13 protein-coding genes are annotated in these 17230 nt (G+C 72.9%); all 13 read left to right on the top strand.

Annotated elements, in window-relative coordinates; all coding sequences use genetic code 11:
* Positions 1 to 32 precede the first annotated feature (32 nt).
* The 13 genes from ACH5HR_RS10020 (at position 33) to ftsY (ending at position 17116) form a co-directional block, all read left to right on the top strand.
* Positions 33 to 770, top strand: a complete 738-nt coding sequence (locus tag ACH5HR_RS10020) for a phosphotransferase (RefSeq protein ID WP_416477656.1) — start codon at positions 33 to 35, stop codon at positions 768 to 770.
* Positions 771 to 1201: 431 nt separating this feature from the next.
* Positions 1202 to 4519 (top strand): isoleucine--tRNA ligase, encoded by a 3318-nt coding sequence (ileS, locus tag ACH5HR_RS10015; protein WP_416477655.1) that lies wholly within the window; start codon positions 1202 to 1204, stop codon positions 4517 to 4519.
* On the top strand, positions 4516 to 5922 hold the full coding sequence (locus ACH5HR_RS10010; RefSeq protein WP_416477654.1) for a bifunctional folylpolyglutamate synthase/dihydrofolate synthase: 1407 nt from the start codon (positions 4516 to 4518) through the stop codon (positions 5920 to 5922). Before ileS ends, ACH5HR_RS10010 begins: the two co-directional genes overlap by 4 nt.
* Positions 5923 to 6033: 111 nt before the next feature.
* Complete coding sequence (gene dhaK, locus ACH5HR_RS10005; RefSeq protein ID WP_416477653.1) at positions 6034 to 7029, top strand: dihydroxyacetone kinase subunit DhaK; 996 nt, start codon at positions 6034 to 6036, stop codon at positions 7027 to 7029.
* 32 nt (positions 7030 to 7061) lie between these two features.
* Entirely contained in the window at positions 7062 to 7673 is a 612-nt protein-coding gene (gene dhaL / locus ACH5HR_RS10000) for a dihydroxyacetone kinase subunit DhaL (RefSeq protein WP_416477700.1), read from the top strand.
* On the top strand, positions 7670 to 8440 hold the full coding sequence (gene dhaM, locus ACH5HR_RS09995; protein WP_416477652.1) for a dihydroxyacetone kinase phosphoryl donor subunit DhaM: 771 nt from the start codon (positions 7670 to 7672) through the stop codon (positions 8438 to 8440). Before dhaL ends, dhaM begins: the two co-directional genes overlap by 4 nt.
* A 57-nt stretch (positions 8441 to 8497) precedes the next feature.
* Positions 8498 to 9109 carry a TetR/AcrR family transcriptional regulator gene (locus tag ACH5HR_RS09990; RefSeq protein ID WP_402375438.1) on the top strand — a complete coding sequence of 204 codons (612 nt, stop codon included), beginning with the start codon at positions 8498 to 8500 and terminating at the stop codon, positions 9107 to 9109.
* Between the two features lie 71 nt (positions 9110 to 9180).
* The gene (locus ACH5HR_RS09985; protein WP_416477650.1) at positions 9181 to 10893 is read left to right on the top strand and encodes an MDR family MFS transporter; all 1713 of its coding nucleotides are present in this window, start codon (positions 9181 to 9183) and stop codon (positions 10891 to 10893) included.
* Entirely contained in the window at positions 10890 to 11333 is a 444-nt protein-coding gene (locus ACH5HR_RS09980; protein ID WP_416477648.1) for a DUF4233 domain-containing protein, read from the top strand. Before ACH5HR_RS09985 ends, ACH5HR_RS09980 begins: the two co-directional genes overlap by 4 nt.
* 101 nt (positions 11334 to 11434) lie before the next feature.
* Positions 11435 to 11875, top strand: a complete 441-nt coding sequence (gene ndk, locus ACH5HR_RS09975) for a nucleoside-diphosphate kinase (protein ID WP_402375432.1) — start codon at positions 11435 to 11437, stop codon at positions 11873 to 11875.
* A gap of 136 nt (positions 11876 to 12011) precedes the next feature.
* Complete coding sequence (gene smc, locus ACH5HR_RS09970) at positions 12012 to 15581, top strand: chromosome segregation protein SMC (protein ID WP_416477647.1); 3570 nt, start codon at positions 12012 to 12014, stop codon at positions 15579 to 15581.
* An 11-nt stretch (positions 15582 to 15592) separates the two neighbouring features.
* On the top strand, positions 15593 to 15928 hold the full coding sequence (locus tag ACH5HR_RS09965) for a hypothetical protein (RefSeq protein ID WP_402375428.1): 336 nt from the start codon (positions 15593 to 15595) through the stop codon (positions 15926 to 15928).
* A gap of 39 nt (positions 15929 to 15967) precedes the next feature.
* The gene (ftsY, locus tag ACH5HR_RS09960) at positions 15968 to 17116 is read left to right on the top strand and encodes a signal recognition particle-docking protein FtsY (RefSeq protein WP_416477645.1); all 1149 of its coding nucleotides are present in this window, start codon (positions 15968 to 15970) and stop codon (positions 17114 to 17116) included.
* Positions 17117 to 17230 lie beyond the last annotated feature (114 nt).

The raw sequence follows: 17230 nt of genomic DNA, 5'->3' as shown, positions 1-17230 counted from the left end.
GCAAGCGAAGGCTCCCGTGCGAGCATCTAGCGATGAGTTCAGGTGACGAGACCGGTAGCGACTTCACCGGCGGCAACGTCAATGAGGTCGTGAGAATCGGCGACACCGTCCGCCGAACTGCCGGGCCGTGGACACCGACCATCCAGGCGCTGCTCGCCTGGGTCCGCGCCCAGGGAGTCCGAGCCGTCCCGACGCCGCTGGGCGTGGACGATCAAGGCCGAGAGGTACTCAGCTACCTGGCCGGCGAGACGGCAGGATGGCCGGCGCCCGCCTGGGTATGGGAACCCGGGACAGCCATGCGCGCTGGGAGGTTGCTGCGGTGCTGGCACGACGCGACCCGGAACTTCTCCCTCACCAGTGCCGTGTGGCGGATGCCGGCCCACGAGCCCGCCGAGGTGATCTGCCTCAACGACGTCGCGCCCTACAACATGGTCCACAACGGCGAGCAGCTGGTCGGCTTCATCGACATGGACATGGCTTCACCCGGGCCACGCGTGTGGGACCTCGCCTACCTCGCCTACCGGATCTGCGGCTGGTGCGAAGACATGCCCGCACCTCCCGACGGACCACCGCCCGAAGCGCGGCTGGCCCACCTGCTCGACAGCTACGGCCGCGACGCCGCACCGCCCGTCGCTGACCTGATGCGCACCATGGGCCACAGGCTTCACGACCTCGCCGACTGGACCGAGGAGCACGCCCACGCCACCGGCGCACCCCACCTGCTCGAGCACGCGGCCATGTATCGGCGGGACGCCGCACGACTGAGTTAGCAGAACCATGACGCGAGGCCGCCGGCACGTGGCCAGACCAGCAGCCCATGCAGGTGATTTAGCGCTGCTTACGGGGCCGCGTAGCAGGCCTTATTAATCATTTCTGCAGGATCGAGAAGAGTCGGCTGCACGCCGACGAAAAATACGCGCACGTGAGCGCGGCGGGTTGCGCGGCTCGGTATCATCGAGGCACAGGCGTCGACCCGGCCATCACCGGCGAGCCTCCGGAAGAACGGCCCGTGTGGGCCCAGTAGAACCGGACGGGTAGGCCCGTCACAGCCGTGAACGAGTGGTGGACCCCGATCCTCGAGGTGAGGGGTCCGCAAGCGGGGTGGTACCGCGGCTCGGCGATCGCACCAGCGGAAGCCGACGTCGTCCTCGTGCAGCAGTGCCGTCGTCGTACCACCCGTCGCTCGTCCAGGAGCCCACCCATGGCCTATCCGTTGCACCGCTCGGTCCCCTCGTCAGCAAGCGCGCCCGGCGAGGCGTTCGGCATCCCCGCCTCGCCCCGCCTGCCCGAGATCGAGCAGGAGATCCTGTCCTACTGGGAGGCCGACGCCACGTTCCGGGCCTCGGTCGCCAAGAACGACGCCGGCACCGACGGCGCGAACGAGTTCGTCTTCTACGACGGCCCGCCCTTCGCCAACGGCCTGCCGCACTACGGCCACCTGCTGACCGGGTACGCCAAGGACGTCGTCCCGCGCTACCAGACGATGCGCGGCAAGCGCGTCGAGCGCCGGTTCGGCTGGGACACGCACGGCCTGCCCGCCGAGCTCGAGGCGATGAGCCAGCTCGGCATCAAGACCAAGGACGAGATCCTCGAGCTGGGCATCGAGAAGTTCAACGACGCGTGCCGCAGCTCCGTGCTGAAGTACACCTCGGAGTGGCGCGACTACGTGACCCGCCAGGCGCGCTGGGTCGACTTCGACGGCGACTACAAGACCCTCGACCCGACCTACATGGAGTCGGTCATGTGGGCGTTCGCCGAGCTCTACCGCAAGGGCCTGGTCTACTCCGACTTCCGCGTGCTGCCGTACTGCTGGAACGACCAGACGCCGCTGTCCAACCACGAGCTGCGCATGGACGACGACGTCTACCAGAACCGCCAGGACCCGGCCGTCACGGTCGGCTTCGAGGTCACGTCGGTGCCCGACGGCGCCGCGGACGCCGTGCGCGCCGGCGACAAGCTGCTCGTGTGGACCACCACGCCGTGGACGCTGCCCTCCAACCTGCTGATCATGGTCGGCGAGGACATCGACTACGTCGTCGTGGAGTCGGCGTTCAGCGGGACCGCCGAGCGCTACGTCCTCGCCGAGGCGCGGCTGGGCCACTACGCCCGCGAGCTGACCGACGAGGGCGCCGAGGAGCCGCGCGTGGTCGGGCGGCTGACGGGCGCCGACCTGCTCGAGGTCGCCTACCGCCCGCCGTTCACCTACTACGAGGGCCGGGAGCGCGCGCACCGCGTCGTGCCGGCGGACTTCGTCACCACCACCGACGGTACGGGCCTGGTGCACTCCGCCGGCGCGTTCGGCGAGGACGACAAGATCGTCTGCGACCGCGAGGGCGTCGCCTCCGTCATGCCCGTGGGTGCCGACGGCAAGTTCACGCACCCCGTTGACGAGTACGCCGGCCTGCAGGTCTTCGACGCGAACCTGCCGATCATCGACCACCTCAAGGCGGGCACCCGCGGCGAGGCCGACACCGGTGCCGTCACTCCCGGCACCGTGCTGCTGCGCCGCGAGTCCTACGACCACTCGTACCCGCACTGCTGGCGCTGCCGCCAGCCGCTGATGTACATGGGCGTGTCCTCGTGGTTCGTGGAGGTCACCAAGGTCAAGGACCGCATGCTCGAGCTGAACGAGCAGATCTCCTGGACGCCGGACCACATCCAGCACGGCCAGTTCGGTCGGTGGCTGGAGAACGCCCGCGACTGGTCGATCACCCGCAACCGCTTCTGGGGCTCGCCGGTGCCGGTGTGGCAGAGCGACGACCCGGCCTACCCGCGCACCGACGTCTACGGCTCGTTCGCCGAGATCGAGCGGGACTTCGGCCGTCTGCCGCGCAACGCGGCCGGCGAGCCAGACCTGCACCGCCCGTTCGTCGACGAGCTCACCCGGCCGAACCCCGACGACCCGACGGGCCGGTCCACGATGCGCCGCGTCGAGGACGTGCTCGACGTCTGGTTCGACTCCGGCTCCATGCCGTACGCGCAGGTGCACTACCCGTTCGACAACCGCGAGTGGTTCGAGCACCACTACCCGGGCGACTTCATCGTCGAGTACATCGGCCAGACGCGCGGCTGGTTCTACACGTTGCACGTCCTGGCCACCGCGCTGTTCGACCGCCCGGCGTTCCGCACCGCCGTCTCGCACGGCATCGTGCTGGGCTCCGACGGACGCAAGATGAGCAAGTCGCTGCGCAACTACCCGGACGTCTCCGAGGTGTTCGATCGCGACGGCTCGGACGCCATGCGCTGGTTCCTCATGGCCAGCCCGATCCTGCGCGGCGGCAACCTCGTGGTGACCGAGGACGGCATCCGCGACGCCGTCCGCCAGGTGCTCCTGCCGCTGTGGAGCACGTACTACTTCTTCACCCTGTACGCGAACAGCGCGGCGGGCCCCGACGGCGGAGGCTACGCCGCGAGGCCCGTCGCGCCCGAGCGCGTGGCCGGGATGCCGGCGCTCGACCGGTACCTGCTGGCGCGCACGCACGACCTCGTGGTGACGGTCACCGAGCAGCTCGACGCCTACGACATCTCCGGGGCGTGCGAGTCGGTGCGCGAGCACCTGGACGTGCTCACCAACTGGTACGTGCGCACCCAGCGGGACCGCTTCTGGGCCGAGGACGCCGATGCTTTCGACACGCTGTACACGGCGCTCGAGGTGCTGTGCCGCGTCATGGCACCGCTCGCGCCGCTGCTGACCGAGGAGATCTGGCGGGGCCTGACGGGGGAGCGGTCGGTGCACCTCGCCGACTGGCCCGCGGCGCAGAACGTCCCCGCCCTGGTGGCTGACGACGCGCTCGTCGCCGCGATGGACGAGGTGCGCGCCGTCGTCTCCACGACGCTGGCGCTGCGCAAGGCCAACCAGCTGCGGGTGCGCCAGCCGCTGGCGCGACTCACGGTCGCCGTGCCGGACCCGGAGGCGCTCGCGGACTACGTCGGGCTGCTCACCTCCGAGCTCAACGTCAAGGCGGTGGACCTGGTGCGGGCGGACGCCGAGGCGTCCGAGCGGTTCGGCATCACCGAGCGGCTGGCCGTCAACGCCCGTGCGGCCGGTCCGCGCCTCGGCCGGGGCGTGCAGGCGGTGATCAAGGCCGCGAAGTCCGGCGCTTGGCATGTCGCCGACGGCGTCGTGGTCGTCGCCACGGATGACGGCGGCGTCGCGCTGCTGGAGCCCGAGTACGAGCTGACGACCGTCGTCGGCGAGGAGGCGGGACAGGACGTCGCGGCCAGCGTGCTGCCGGGCGGCGGGTTCGTCGTCCTCGACCTCGCGCTCGACGACGCGCTGCGCGCCGAGGGGTACGCCCGCGACGTCGTCCGCGACGTGCAGGACGCCCGCAAGGCCGCCGGGCTCGAGGTGAGCGACCGCATCGACCTCGCTCTCGACGTGCCCGCCGAGCACCTGGCGGACGTCGAGGCGCACCGCACGCTGGTGATGCGCGAGACGCTGGCCGAGCACCTGACGGTGACCGGGACCGACGGGACGACCCGCGCCGTCCACGTCACGAAGCACGAGGGAGACGCATGAGCGACAAGAAGGTCAAGGCCGCCGAGCGCAAGGCGGCCCGCGCAGCCGCGGAGGACGCCGCGGCCCGCGAGGATCTCGAGCGCGTCTACACGCACATCGTCTCGCGCGCCCCGGAGCACGACGTGTCGCCGACCATCGACCGCGTCGCCCGGCTGCTGGAGCTGCTGGGTGACCCGCAGCGGTCCTTCCGTGCCATCCACCTGACCGGCACCAACGGCAAGTCGTCGACGGCCCGCATGGCCGAGCGCCTCGTGCGCGAGCACGGGCTGCGCACGGGCCTGTTCACCTCGCCGCACCTGACGAGCGTCACCGAGCGCATCCAGATCGACGGCGAGCCGCTCGGCGCGGCCCGGTTCGTGGAGGTCTGGGAGGACGTCTTCCCCTACGTCCAGGTGGTCGACGCCGAGCTCGAGGAGTCGGGGCAGTCGCGGCTGAACTTCTTCGAGGTGCTCACGGGACTCGCGTTCGCGGCGTTCGCCGACGCCCCGGTCGACGTCGCGGTGCTCGAGGTGGGCATGGGTGGCACGTGGGACACCACCAACACCGTCGACGCGGAGGTCGCGGTGATCACCCCGATCAGCATCGACCACGAGACGTGGCTCGGGTCGACCCCCGCCGAGATCGCCGAGGTCAAGGCGGGCATCATCAAGCGGAAGGCCACCGCCGTGGTGGCCGAGCAGCGGCCCGAGGTCGACGAGGTGCTCGCCGAGCGGGCCGCCGACGTCGGGGCGCGCCTGCTGCGCGAAGGCGTCGACCTCGACGTGGCCGCGCGCCACATCGCCGTCGGCGGGCAGCTCGTCGCGCTGCGCACGCCGCTGGCGACCTACACGGACGTGTTCGTGCCGCTGCACGGCGCGCACCAGGCGCACAACGCCCTGCTCGCCCTGACCGCCGTCGAGCAGATGCTCGGTGGGCGGGCGCTGGACGGCGGCGTCGTGGAGACGGCGTTCGCCGACGTCTCGGTGCCCGGTCGCCTCGAGCTGCTGCGCTCGAGCCCCACGGTGCTGGTCGACGCCGCGCACAACCCGCACGGTGCCGAGGCCCTGGTCGCGGCGCTGGACGAGTCGTTCAGCCTGCGGGCCGTGGTCGGGGTGGTCGGGGTGTTGGCCGACAAGGACGCCGAGAGCCTGCTGGCCACGCTGGAGCCCGCGCTGTCGCACGTGGTGCTGACCCGCAACTCGTCCGAGCGCTCGGCGGACCCGCACGACCTCGCCGAGCTGGCGCGGGAGATCTTCGGCGAGGACCGGGTGCACACCTCGGAACGCCTCGACGCCGCCCTGCAGGTCGCCACCGACCTCGCCGAGGCCGAGGACGTCGTCGGGGTCGGTACGGGGACCGGGGTCGTCGTCACGGGGTCGGTGATCACCGTGGCGGACGCGCGCGTCCTGCTCGGCCGGGGCTGAGCCGCCTGCGGAGCGGTACGCGGCGGAGCGGGACCGCGGCACGGCCGATTCTGCACGGGTCGGGCGTGGGGTGTTGTATGGATCACACGCACAACGCCTCGGGAGGCCGTGATGAAGAAGCTGCTGGACGACCCGGCACAGGCTGTCGACGACTCGCTGCGCGGGTTCGCCCTGGCGCACGCCGACGACGTCGAGGTGCGGTTCGACCCCACGTTCGTGCGACGTGTCGGCGGCACCCCGCCGGGCCAGGTCGCCGTCGTGAGCGGCGGCGGCTCCGGCCACGAGCCGTTGCACGCCGGGTTCGTCGGTCCGGGGATGCTCGACGCGGCCGTGCCGGGCGCCGTCTTCACGTCTCCCACCCCGGACCAGGTGTCCGCCGCGCTCCAGGCGGCCGACGGCGGTGCGGGCGTCCTCGCGATCGTGAAGAACTACACGGGTGACGTGCTCAACTTCGAGACCGGGGTGGAGCTCGTCGAGGCCGAGGGGATCGAGGTCGCCAGCGTCCTCGTCAACGACGACGTCGCCGTCGAGGACTCGCTGTTCACGGCCGGCCGACGAGGCGTCGCCGGGACGGTCGCGGTCGAGAAGATCGCCGGTGCGGCCGCCGCCCGCGGCGACGACCTGGCGACGGTGCGAGCCCTGGCCGAGCGGGTCGCTGCCGGCGTGCGGTCCATGGGTGTCGCGCTGACCGCCTGCACGGTGCCCCACGTGGGGCGCCCCGGCTTCGAGCTGGCCGACGACGAGGTCGAGATCGGCATCGGGATCCACGGCGAGCCGGGCCGGCACCGCGTCACCGCCTCGGGCGCGCACGACATCACGCAGCGGCTCCTGGAACCGGTCGTGGAGGACCTGGGTCTGACGGCGGGGGAGCAGGTCCTGCTGTTCGTCAACGGGATGGGGGGCACGCCGCTGAGCGAGCTCTACGTCGTGTACGGCCGGGCACGGGAGATGCTCGCCGAGCGCGGCGTCGAGGTGACGCGGTCCCTGGTCGGCAGCCTCGTGACGTCCTTGGAGATGCAGGGTGCCTCGGTCACGGTGCTGCGGCTCGACGCCGAGCTGACCGAGCTGTGGGACGCTCCGGTGCGCACACCGGCGCTACGGTGGTGACCGTGCTGGATGTCGCCTGGGCCGAACGTTGGATGCAGACCGCTGCCACGGATGTCCGTGCCGCGCGGGACGAGCTGACCGAGCTCGACCGCCGGGTGGGTGACGGGGACCACGGGGTCAACATGGATCGAGGGCTGAGCGCCGTCGTCGAGCGCCTGGACGATCCTGCTCTCCCTCCGCGGGAGACGGTCGGGCAGGTGCTGCGCCTCGCCGCCACCACCCTGATGTCCACGGTGGGTGGCGCCGCCGGGCCGCTGTACGGCACCGCCCTGCTGCGCGCCTCCAAGGTGACCGACCGCCCGGACCTGTCCGCGAGCGGTGTGGTGTCGATGATGGAGGCCGCTGTCGAGGGGATCGTGGCACGCGGCCACGCCTCTGTGGGGGAGAAGACGATGGTCGACGCCTGGCAGCCGGCGGCCGAGGCCGCCGAGCGGGCGGAGGACGCCGAGGACGTGGCCGACGTGCTGCGTGCGGCGGCCGAGGCCGCCGCCGCCGGAGCCGAGGCGACCGTCCCGCTTGTGGCGACCAAGGGGCGGGCCTCCTACCTGGCCGAGCGCAGCGCGGGCACGCAGGATCCTGGCGCCCGCTCGTCGGCGATCATCCTCGCGGCCGCCGTGACCGCCGCGGAGGGACGCGACGCGTGAGTGTCGGACTGGTTCTGGTGGCTCACTCGGTGATGCTCGCCGACGGCACGGCCGCGCTCGCCCGGCAGATGGCGCCGGACGTCGAGCTGCGGTGCGCGGCCGGGGATCCCGACGGCGGGCTGGGCACGTCGCTGACGCGGGTCCAGGACGCGCTGTCCGCGGCGCTGACGGTGGTGGACGACGTCGTCGTGCTGGCCGACCTCGGGTCCGCCGTCCTGACGGTCGAGTCCGCGCTGGAGCTGGACCCGGAGCTGCCGTCCCGGGTGCGGCTCGTCTCCGCGCCGTTCGTCGAGGGTGCTGTCGCGGCGGCCGTGACGGCCCAGCAGGGTGCCGGCCTGGACGCCGTCGCGGAGTCGGCCCGGGCGGCGGTGCTGTCCATCGGGCCGGAGCCTGTGCTGCAGCTGGTCGAGGCTCCCGGCGCGGGCACCGCGGACAGCCCGGCCGCCGTGCGGACGCGCGCCTCGGGTGAGGCGATCCCGCTACCGGGCCCGTCGTCGTCGGGCGGTGCCGACGAGGTGACCGCCACCGTGCCGGTGCGCAACCCGCTCGGTCTGCACGCCCGCCCGGCCGCGGTCGTCGCCCGGGCCGTCGCCGACCTGGGCGTGCCCGTCACCATCGACGGCGCCGACGCGACCAGCGTGCTGCAGCTCATGTCCCTGGGGACGTCGGCGGGCGACGTGGTGACGATCACCGCGCGGGGCCCTGAGGCGGAGGCGGCGGTCGCCGTCGTCGTCGGCCTGGTGCAGGGCGGGTTCGGCGAGCTGTGAGGCGGAACACTCAATATTGCACTTGATGCAAAGTTGCAGTGGATGCATTATTGAGCGGTGAGCGACAGACCTGCCGACGACACCGGCCTGCGAGCGCGCAAGAAGCGCGCACGGGCCGACGCCATCGTCGACGCCGCCCAACGCCTCGTCCTGGCCCACGGGTTCGACGCCGTCACCGTCGAGGCGATCGCCGACGCGGCAGGGATCTCGCCGCGCACGTTCTTCAACTACTTCGAGTCGAAGGACGACGCGGTGCTCGGCCAGGCGTCGTTCGACCTCGACGCCGGGTTCCGGGGGGAGTTCGTCGCCGGCGGGCCGACCGGACGGCTCACCGCTGACCTCGAGGTCCTCGCGGCAGCACTGCTCGGGGCCGTGGCCGGCTCCGGCCCGCACGCGCCGGCGCGCGTCCTCGAGCTCATGCAGGCCGAGCCGAGGCTGCTCGCGTGCCACTTCGCCTGGTTCGAACGACACAAGAACCAGATCGAGGACCTGTTCGCCGAGCGGCACTCCCGGCAGCCGCTGCCGACCGATCCCGCCACCTGCACGATGGTCGTCTTCGTCCTGGTCCGTGCCGCGCTCGACGACTGGGACGCCGGTGGCCGCCGCGGCGACGTCACCGAGCACCTCCCGGCGGTGCTCGCCAAGATCGCCGCCGTCGTCAACGCCTGACCGGACCGCCCCGGCGCGCCCGCCCCTGCTCCCGCACAGCCCTCCGCACAGCCCCTGAACGAGGTACTCCCATGGCCCATGCTCCCGCCCCCGCGCCGGACAAGCCGCTCGTCGTCCTGACGCAGCGCACCATCTGGCTGATCTTCGGCGCCCTCATGGCGTCGATGTTCCTGTCGTCGCTCGACCAGACGATCGTCTCGACGGCGATGCCGACCATCGTCGGCGAGCTCGACGGCGTCGCGCACCAGGGCTGGGTCGTCACCGCCTACATCCTGGCGGTCGCCATCGGCATGCCGTTGTACGGCAAGTTCGGCGACCTGTACGGCCGCCGGTGGCCGTTCCTCGTCGCGATCGGGCTGTTCACGCTGGCCTCGGCCGGCGCCGGGATGGCCGACTCCATGCTCACGCTGGTGCTGTGGCGGGCCGTGCAGGGGCTGGGCGGTGGCGGCCTGATGATCCTGTCGCAGTCGATCATCGCCGACATCGTCCCCGCGTCCGAGCGTGGCAAGTACATGGGCCCCCTCGGTGCGCTGTTCGGCATCTCGGCCGTCCTCGGGCCGCTGCTCGGCGGCTGGCTCACCGAGGGGCCGGGGTGGCGGTGGGCGTTCTGGATCAACATCCCCGTGGGGTTCGCGGCCTTCGCCATCGCGTGGTTCGCCCTGCGCCTGCCGTCGCACCGCTCGTCGCGCCCGGTGGACTGGGCCGGGATCGTCTCGATGGCCGTGGCCACCACGGGCATCGTGCTCATCACCAGCTGGGAGTCCCTCGCACAGGGCGGCTACGACTGGACCGACGGCCGCCTGCTCGGGCTCGTGGCGCTGACCGTGGGGGCGGTCGGGGCGTTCGTGCTCGCCGAGAACCGCGCCGCGGAGCCGCTCATCCCGCTGCGCCTGTTCAAGAACCGCACGTTCACGATCACCACCCTCATCGGTCTCGTGCTCGGCATGGGGCTGTTCTCCGCGATGGCGATGCTGCCGACCTTCCTGCAGATGTCCACGGGCGCCGGCGTCACCGAGTCCGGCTGGCTCATGCTGCCGATGATGGTCGGTGTCATGCTGACCTCGATCGTCTCGGGCTTCGCGGTCGCGAAGTCGGGTCGCTACAAGGCCTACCCGGTCGCGGGCCTGGCGGTCGTCGCGGCCGGCATGGTGTGGCTGACGACGCTCTCTGGCGACACCTCCATGTGGGTGTTCGGGGCGATGATCTTCACGCTCGGCGCCGGCATGGGTCTGGTGATGCAGGTCGTGGTGCTCGCCGTGCAGAACGCCGTCGACCCGAGCGAGCTCGGCACCGCGACCAGCGCGAACAACTTCTTCCGCGAGGTCGGCGCCTCCGTGGGCGTCGCGCTGTTCACCACGATCTTCACCTCCCGGCTGACCGACAACCTCGGCCAGGTCTTCGCCGGGGTCCCGGGCGCCGCCGAGACGGGCGCCGAGGCGAGCCTCACCCCCGCGATGGTCGCCGAGCTGCCCGAGCCGCTGCACTCCGGCGTCATCGACGCCTACGCCGACGCCCTGGCGCCGTCGTTCTGGTACCTCGTGCCGCTGGTGCTCGTCGGCTTCGTGCTGGCGCTGTTCCTGCCGGTCATCAAGCTGTCCGACGTCGCCGGCATGGTGGCGCGCGGTGAGGCGATCGAGGACCCGGCCCGGGTCGCGGCTCGCGAGCAGGCGGCAGCGGACGCGGCGGCGGAGCAGGAGGAGGCAGGTGACGGCGCACCGAGCGAGACGGTGGATGCCGCCGTCGGGCGCGAGGGCGGCGCACCGACCGATATCGTGGACCGGTGAGCAAGAAGGACGATCGCCCGCGTCCGGGCGACACGATCAAGCCCCGCAAGCCCGCCAAGGTGCAGTTCGCCGCCACGGTGCTGCAGCTCGAGGCGTTCGCGGTGCTGTTCGCGGCCCTCGCCCTGTACGGGCTGCGGGACTCGGCCTACGAGCGCGGACCCCTGGTCCTCGGCACCACGGCCGCGCTCTGGACCGTCACCGGGGTGCTCTTCCTGGTCCTCGTCGTGCTCTCGCGGATGGTCGCCCGTCCGGGGGGCTACCTGGCGGGATCGGTCGCCCAGGTCCCCGTCCTGGCGATGGGCCTGCTGCTGCCGATGATGTTCCTCGTCGGGGCCGTCTTCGTCGCGATGTGGGTGGTCTCGTTGCGGCTCGGCGGGCGCATCGACAGGGAGCGTGCCGAGTACGACGCGGCCCACCCGGAGACGGCGCCCAACCACTGACGAGCCGCGTCGCGAGCACGTGATGTCGGACGGCTCCGGCGCCGTCCTGTCCGGTACTGCGTGCTGGAGCGGCGCAGGACGCGGCCGATAGGGTGACGGCCATGACCGAAGCAACCACGCCCGCGCCCGAGCGCACCCTCGTCCTCGTCAAGCCCGACGGCGTCCGCCGCGGCCTGTCCGGTGAGATCCTGCGGCGCATCGAGGCCAAGGGCTACACGCTCACGGCCGTCGAGCTGAAGAACGCCAGCCCCGAGCTCCTCGCCCAGCACTACGCCGAGCACGAGGGCAAACCGTTCTACGCCCCGCTCGTCGAGTTCATGCTCTCCGGCCCCGTCCTCGCGGTGGTGGCCGAGGGACAGGGCGTCATCGCCGGGTTCCGTTCGCTGGCCGGTGCCACCGACCCGACGGCCGCCGCCCCCGGCACCATCCGGGGCGACCTCGGCCGGGACTGGGGTCTGAAGGTCCAGCAGAACCTGGTGCACGGCTCGGACTCGCCGGAGTCCGCCGAGCGCGAGATCGCGCTCTGGTTCCCCCGGGCCTGATCAGGAGCATCATGAGGGTCGACGTGCCGTCCTGGATCCGTCCAGGGCGGCACGTCTCGTCTCCGCGGCGCCCGGAACAGGGCGACGCCGGGCCAGATGCGGCCGATCGCGGGGTGCGACGGATACTCTCGGCCACGTGCACCTCAAGACGCTGACGCTCCGAGGCTTCAAGTCGTTCGCCTCGGCGACGACACTGAGCCTCGAGCCCGGCATCACGTGCGTCGTCGGCCCCAACGGCTCCGGGAAGTCGAACGTCGTCGACGCCTTGTCCTGGGTGATGGGTGAGCAGGGCGCCAAGTCGCTGCGCGGCGGCAAGATGGAGGACGTCATCTTCGCCGGCACCGCGGGCCGCCCGCCGCTGGGCCGGGCAGAGGTGTCGCTCACCATCGACAACACCGACGGTGCGCTGCCCATCGACTACACCGAGGTGACGATCTCCCGCACGCTCTTCCGCAGCGGCGGCTCCGAGTACGCGATCAACGGCAGCTCGTGCCGCCTGCTGGACATCCAGGAGCTGCTCAGCGACTCGGGGATCGGCCGCGAGATGCACGTGGTGGTCGGCCAGGGACAGCTCGACCAGGTGCTGCGCGCGAGCCCTGAGGAGCGGCGCGGATTCATCGAGGAGGCCGCGGGAGTCCTCAAGCACCGCAAGCGCAAGGAGAAGGCGCTGCGCAAGCTCGAGGCGATGGCCGGCAACCTGGCCCGCCTCACCGACCTCACCACGGAGCTGCGCCGACAGCTCGGCCCGCTGGGCCGCCAGGCGGAGGCGGCCCGCAAGGCGCGAACGGTGCAGGCCGACCTGCGGGACGCCCGCGCCCGGCTGCTCGCCGACGACCTCGCCCAGCTCGGCGCCCAGCTCGAGCAGGAGCGTGCCGACGAGGCGGCCCTGGCGCAGCGCCGTCAGACGGCGGAGGACGCGCTGGGAGTCGCCCGCCAGCGGCTGGCCCGGCTGGAGGTCGCGGCGGCCGCCTCGGCGCAGGCCGCCCACCGCGCCACCGACACGTTCCACGGGCTCGGTGCCGTGCGGGAGCGGCTGCGAGGGCTGGCGTCACTGGCCGACGAACGGGTCCGGCTGCTCGGCACCGCCGAGCCGGAGCACCGCGGGCAGGACCCCGACGAGCTCGAGGCCCAGGCGGAGCGAGCCCGCGCCTCGGAGGCCGAGCTGGCGCGCGAGGTGGAGATCACCCGGACGGCGCTCGAGGGCACCGTCACCGCTCGGGCGGACACCGAGAAAGCTGCGGCGACGGCCGAGAAGGAGCTCGCCACCCTGCTGCGCGGGGCCGCCGACCGGCGCGAAGGACTGGCCCGGCTGTCCGGGCAGGTCGCCGCACGGCGCAGCCGGGTGGAGGCCGCCGACGCCGAGATCGAGCGCGTGCAGGCCGGGCTTGCGGAGGCGGAGCGCCGGGCGGAGGAGGCGGCGGACCGTTTCGCCGAGCTGGAGCGGGACGTGCTGGGCGCCGAGGCCGGGGAGGAGGGCCTCGACGCCGACCACGAGCAGGCCGTCGCCGCGCTGACCCGGGCGCGCTCCGCCGTCGAACGCCTCGAGGAGCAGGCCGCCGCCGCCGAGACCGACCGCGCGACGTGGTCCGCGCGCGTCGAGACGCTGAGCCTCAGCCTCGACCGGAAGGACGGCGCGGGCGCGCTGCTCGCCGCGGACCCGGCCGGCGTCCTCGGTTCCGTGGCCTCGCTCCTCGGTGTCGAGACCGGCTACGAGGAGGCGGTCGCGGCCGCCCTGGGGCCCTTGGCCGACGCCGTGGCGGTGGAGAGCCTGGAGGCCGCTGTCGACGCGCTGCGCCTGCTGCGCGACGACGACGCCGGACGCGCCGGCCTGGTGGTGGGCGGGCCCGACGGCGGTACCTCGGCGCCGCTGGACGTCCCGCTGCCGGACGGCGCGCGTCGAGGCGTCGACGTCGTGACGGCCACGGGACCGGCGGCGGCTGCGCTGCGCCATCTGCTCGCGGCCGTCGTGGTGGTGGAGGATCTCGCGCAGGCGCGCGCCGTGGTGGCGGCGCACCCGGAGGCCGTGGCCGTGACCCGGGCCGGCGACCTGCTCGCCGCGACCCGCGCGTCGGGCGGCTCGGCGGCGGCGCCGAGCGTGCTGCACCTGACCAGCGCGCTGGAGGAGGCGCGGGCAGGTCTGGAGGACGCCGTGGCGCGGGGCGACCGGGCGCGCGACGAGCAGGTCGACGCCCGGGCGACGCTCGAGGCGGCACAGGCCCGCCACGACGAGACGCTGGAGCGGTTGCACGAGTCGGACGCGGCGATGGCGGCCGTGGCGGAGCAGCTCGGCACGCTGGGTTCCGCACGCACCGGTGCGCAGGCGGAGGCAGAGCGTCACCGGGCGGCGCTGGCGGAGGCGACGGAGCGTCGCGACAAGGATGCCACCGAGCTCGACGACCTGGTCCACCGTCTGGAGGTGGCCGAGGCGGAGCCGACCCGGTCCGAGGAGGACATCGCCGCGGCGACCGAGGCCCGGGACACGGCGCAGCGGGACGCGGCCGCCGCACGGCGGGCGGAGACGGAGGCGCGGCTGACCCTGCGCACCGCCGAGGAGCGTGCGCGGGCGGTCTCGGGCCGCGCGCAGGGGTTGGCGCGCGCCGCCGCGCAGGAACGCCGCGCGCGGGAGCAGGCGGCGGCACGTGCCCGGCGTCGGGCGGCCGAGGCCGACCGCGCCGCCGGGGTCCGGGCCGACGTCACGACGGCGCTCGACGTCCTCGCGCGTTCGGCGGAACGCGCCGCGGCCGAGCGCGCCGCCGCGGAGGCGGAGCGGGAGGAGCAGCGGGCCGAGGTCGACGCCGTGCGCGCGGACGTGGACCGGCTGTCCGGCGAGCTGCGCGACCTGACCGACGTGGCGCACCGCGACGAGGTCGCTCGCGCGCAGCAGGTGGCCCGGCTCGAACAGCTCCACGCCCGGGCGGTCGAGGAGCTCGGGACCGACCCGGAGGCACTGGTGGAGGAGTTCGGCCCGCACCGCGACGTCCCGGTGCCGCGGCCGGCGGACGCGGCCGAGGACGACCCGGACCCGGAGCCCGTGCCGTACGTGCGCGCCGAGCAGGAGAAGCGTCTCGCGACGGCCGAGCGCGCGCTCAAGCGGATCGGCACGGTGAACCCGCTGGCCCTCGAGGAGTTCGCCGCGCTGGAGGAACGTCACCGGTTCCTGACCGAGCAGCTCGCGGACCTCAAGGGGTCCCGCGAGGACCTGCTGCAGATCGTGGCCGAGATCGACGAGCGGGTCCAACAGGTCTTCGCAGAGGCGTACCAGGACACCGCGGCCCAGTTCGAGCGAGTCTTCTCGCGGCTGTTCCCCGGCGGCGAGGGCAGGCTGGTCCTCACCGAGCCCGGGGACCTGCTCACCACGGGCATCGAGGTGGAGGCACGGCCGGCCGGCAAGAAGGTCAAGCGGCTGTCGCTGCTCTCCGGCGGGGAGCGGTCGCTGACGGCGGTGGCGTTCCTCGTGTCGATCTTCAAGGCCCGCCCGAGCCCTTTCTACGTGATGGACGAGGTCGAGGCGGCGCTCGACGACGTCAACCTGGGGCGGCTGCTCGAGATCTTCCGCGAGCTGCAGGAGGACTCCCAGCTCGTGGTGATCACGCACCAGAAGCGCACGATGGAGGTCGCGGACGCGCTCTACGGCGTCACGATGCGTGGCGACGGTGTGACGACCGTCATCTCCCAGAGGCTGCGCGAAGCGGTGGAGGCCGGGTGACAATGGGTGTCATGGCTCTCGTCGTGTGGATTCTCGTCTCGCTCCTGGTGGCCGGGGCGGTCTTCCTGGTCGCCAACGTCATGGAGAAGCGGGACGACGACGACATCCGCGGCGTGGGCGCCTTCGTGCGGGACTTCCGTGCCGGTCTGAGCCGCCGCCGTCGAACCGCCGCTCCTGATCCCGTCGACACCGACATGGACGCCTTCTTCGCCGCGGCCGTCGAGGACGCGCCCGCCTACGTCGACGCCGACGAGCTCTCCGGGGTGCTGCAACGTGCCCAGGAGCGGGTCAGCACACCGTTCCACGCGACCCCGCGGACCGGTGACCCGGGAGTGCGCGGCGTCTGACGCGCCACGGCGGCGCACGGTCTGGGAGACTGGGGCACCGTGACTGAAGATCTTCTCTGGCTCTGGATCGTTCTTGGCGTCGTCCTCCTCGCGGGCGTCGGCTCCGCTCTCCTCGCACCTCGGCTCCGCCGCCGTCGTCGGGACGACGGCGGCGCCCCGCCGGCCGTCGACGAGGCCACGCAGGACACGCTCGCGCCGCCGGACGCCGCACCGGTGGAGACGGCTCCCGCCGCCCCGGTGCTCGAGACGCCCGCGCCTGTCGCGGGCCGGATGGTGCGGCTGCGCGACCGGCTCGCGCGCTCCGGGTCGCCGCTGGGCGCTCGACTGCTGAGCGTCCTGTCGCGTGCGGACCTCACCGACGACGACTGGGACGAGCTGGAGGAGACGCTCCTGCTCGCGGACATCGGCGCGGGTCCGGCCGGTGAACTGCTCGAGGGGTTGCGCACCCGGGTGCAGGTCGAGGGCGTGCGCGACGCCGGCGCGGTGCGTGAGCTGCTGCGGTCCGAGCTGCTGAAGGTCGTCGACCCCACCATGGACCGGACGATCGCCACCACCCGTCCGGTGGTCGACGGCGTGCCGAAGCCCGCAGTCGTCCTCGTCGTCGGGGTCAACGGCACCGGCAAGACGACCACGGTGGGCAAGCTCGCCCGGGTGCTCGTCGCCGAGGGCCGCTCGGTGGTGCTGGGTGCTGCCGACACGTTCCGCGCGGCGGCGGCGGACCAGCTCGCCACCTGGGGCGCGCGGGTGGGCGTGGAGACGGTGCGCTCGGACCGTGAGGGCGCCGACCCGGCCGCCGTCGCGTTCGACGCGGTGGCCAAGGGGTCGCGGGACGACGTCGACGTCGTGCTCGTGGACACGGCCGGCCGCCTGCAGAACAAGGCAGGCCTGATGGACGAGCTCGGCAAGATCAGCCGCGTCATCACCCGGGAGGCCCCGCTCGGCGAGGTCCTGCTGGTGCTGGACGCCACCACGGGGCAGAACGGGATGCAGCAGGCGAAGGTCTTCGGCGAGGTCGCCGGCGTGACCGGCATCGTGCTCACCAAGCTGGACGGGACCGCCAGGGGCGGGATCGTCGTGGCGGTGCAGCGTGAGCTGGGCGTGCCGGTCAAGCTGGTCGGGCTGGGCGAAGGGCCGGACGACCTGGCGCCGTTCGACCCGGAGCAGTTCGTCGACGGGCTGCTCGGCTGACCGGTCGCGGCGAGGTCTCGGGCGGGTCACAGGAAGATCACGGCGAGGCGCCGAACGTCTCGCACTCTGGACAGAAACCCGATGTTTACGCGGATGCCTCGTCTGTGACACGGC

Source organism: Isoptericola maris, from assembly GCF_048065335.1.
Lineage (GTDB): Bacteria > Actinomycetota > Actinomycetes > Actinomycetales > Cellulomonadaceae > Isoptericola > Isoptericola rhizosphaerae.
This window is presented reverse-complemented; position numbering and strand designations above follow the sequence as displayed.

Bases quoted from the DNA above. Each gene is read 5' to 3' on its own strand.
- ileS (WP_416477655.1), top strand. From the start codon at position 1,202: ATGGCCTATCCGTTGCACCGCTCGGTCCCCTCGTCAGCAAGCGCGCCC.
- ACH5HR_RS10010 (WP_416477654.1), top strand. From the start codon at position 4,516: ATGAGCGACAAGAAGGTCAAGGCCGCCGAGCGCAAGGCGGCCCGCGCA.
- ACH5HR_RS09965 (WP_402375428.1), top strand. From the start codon at position 15,593: ATGGCTCTCGTCGTGTGGATTCTCGTCTCGCTCCTGGTGGCCGGGGCG.
- ndk (WP_402375432.1), top strand. From the start codon at position 11,435: ATGACCGAAGCAACCACGCCCGCGCCCGAGCGCACCCTCGTCCTCGTC.
- ACH5HR_RS09985 (WP_416477650.1), top strand. From the start codon at position 9,181: ATGGCCCATGCTCCCGCCCCCGCGCCGGACAAGCCGCTCGTCGTCCTG.
- dhaK (WP_416477653.1), top strand. From the start codon at position 6,034: ATGAAGAAGCTGCTGGACGACCCGGCACAGGCTGTCGACGACTCGCTG.
- ACH5HR_RS10020 (WP_416477656.1), top strand. From the start codon at position 33: ATGAGTTCAGGTGACGAGACCGGTAGCGACTTCACCGGCGGCAACGTC.
- dhaL (WP_416477700.1), top strand. From the start codon at position 7,062: ATGCAGACCGCTGCCACGGATGTCCGTGCCGCGCGGGACGAGCTGACC.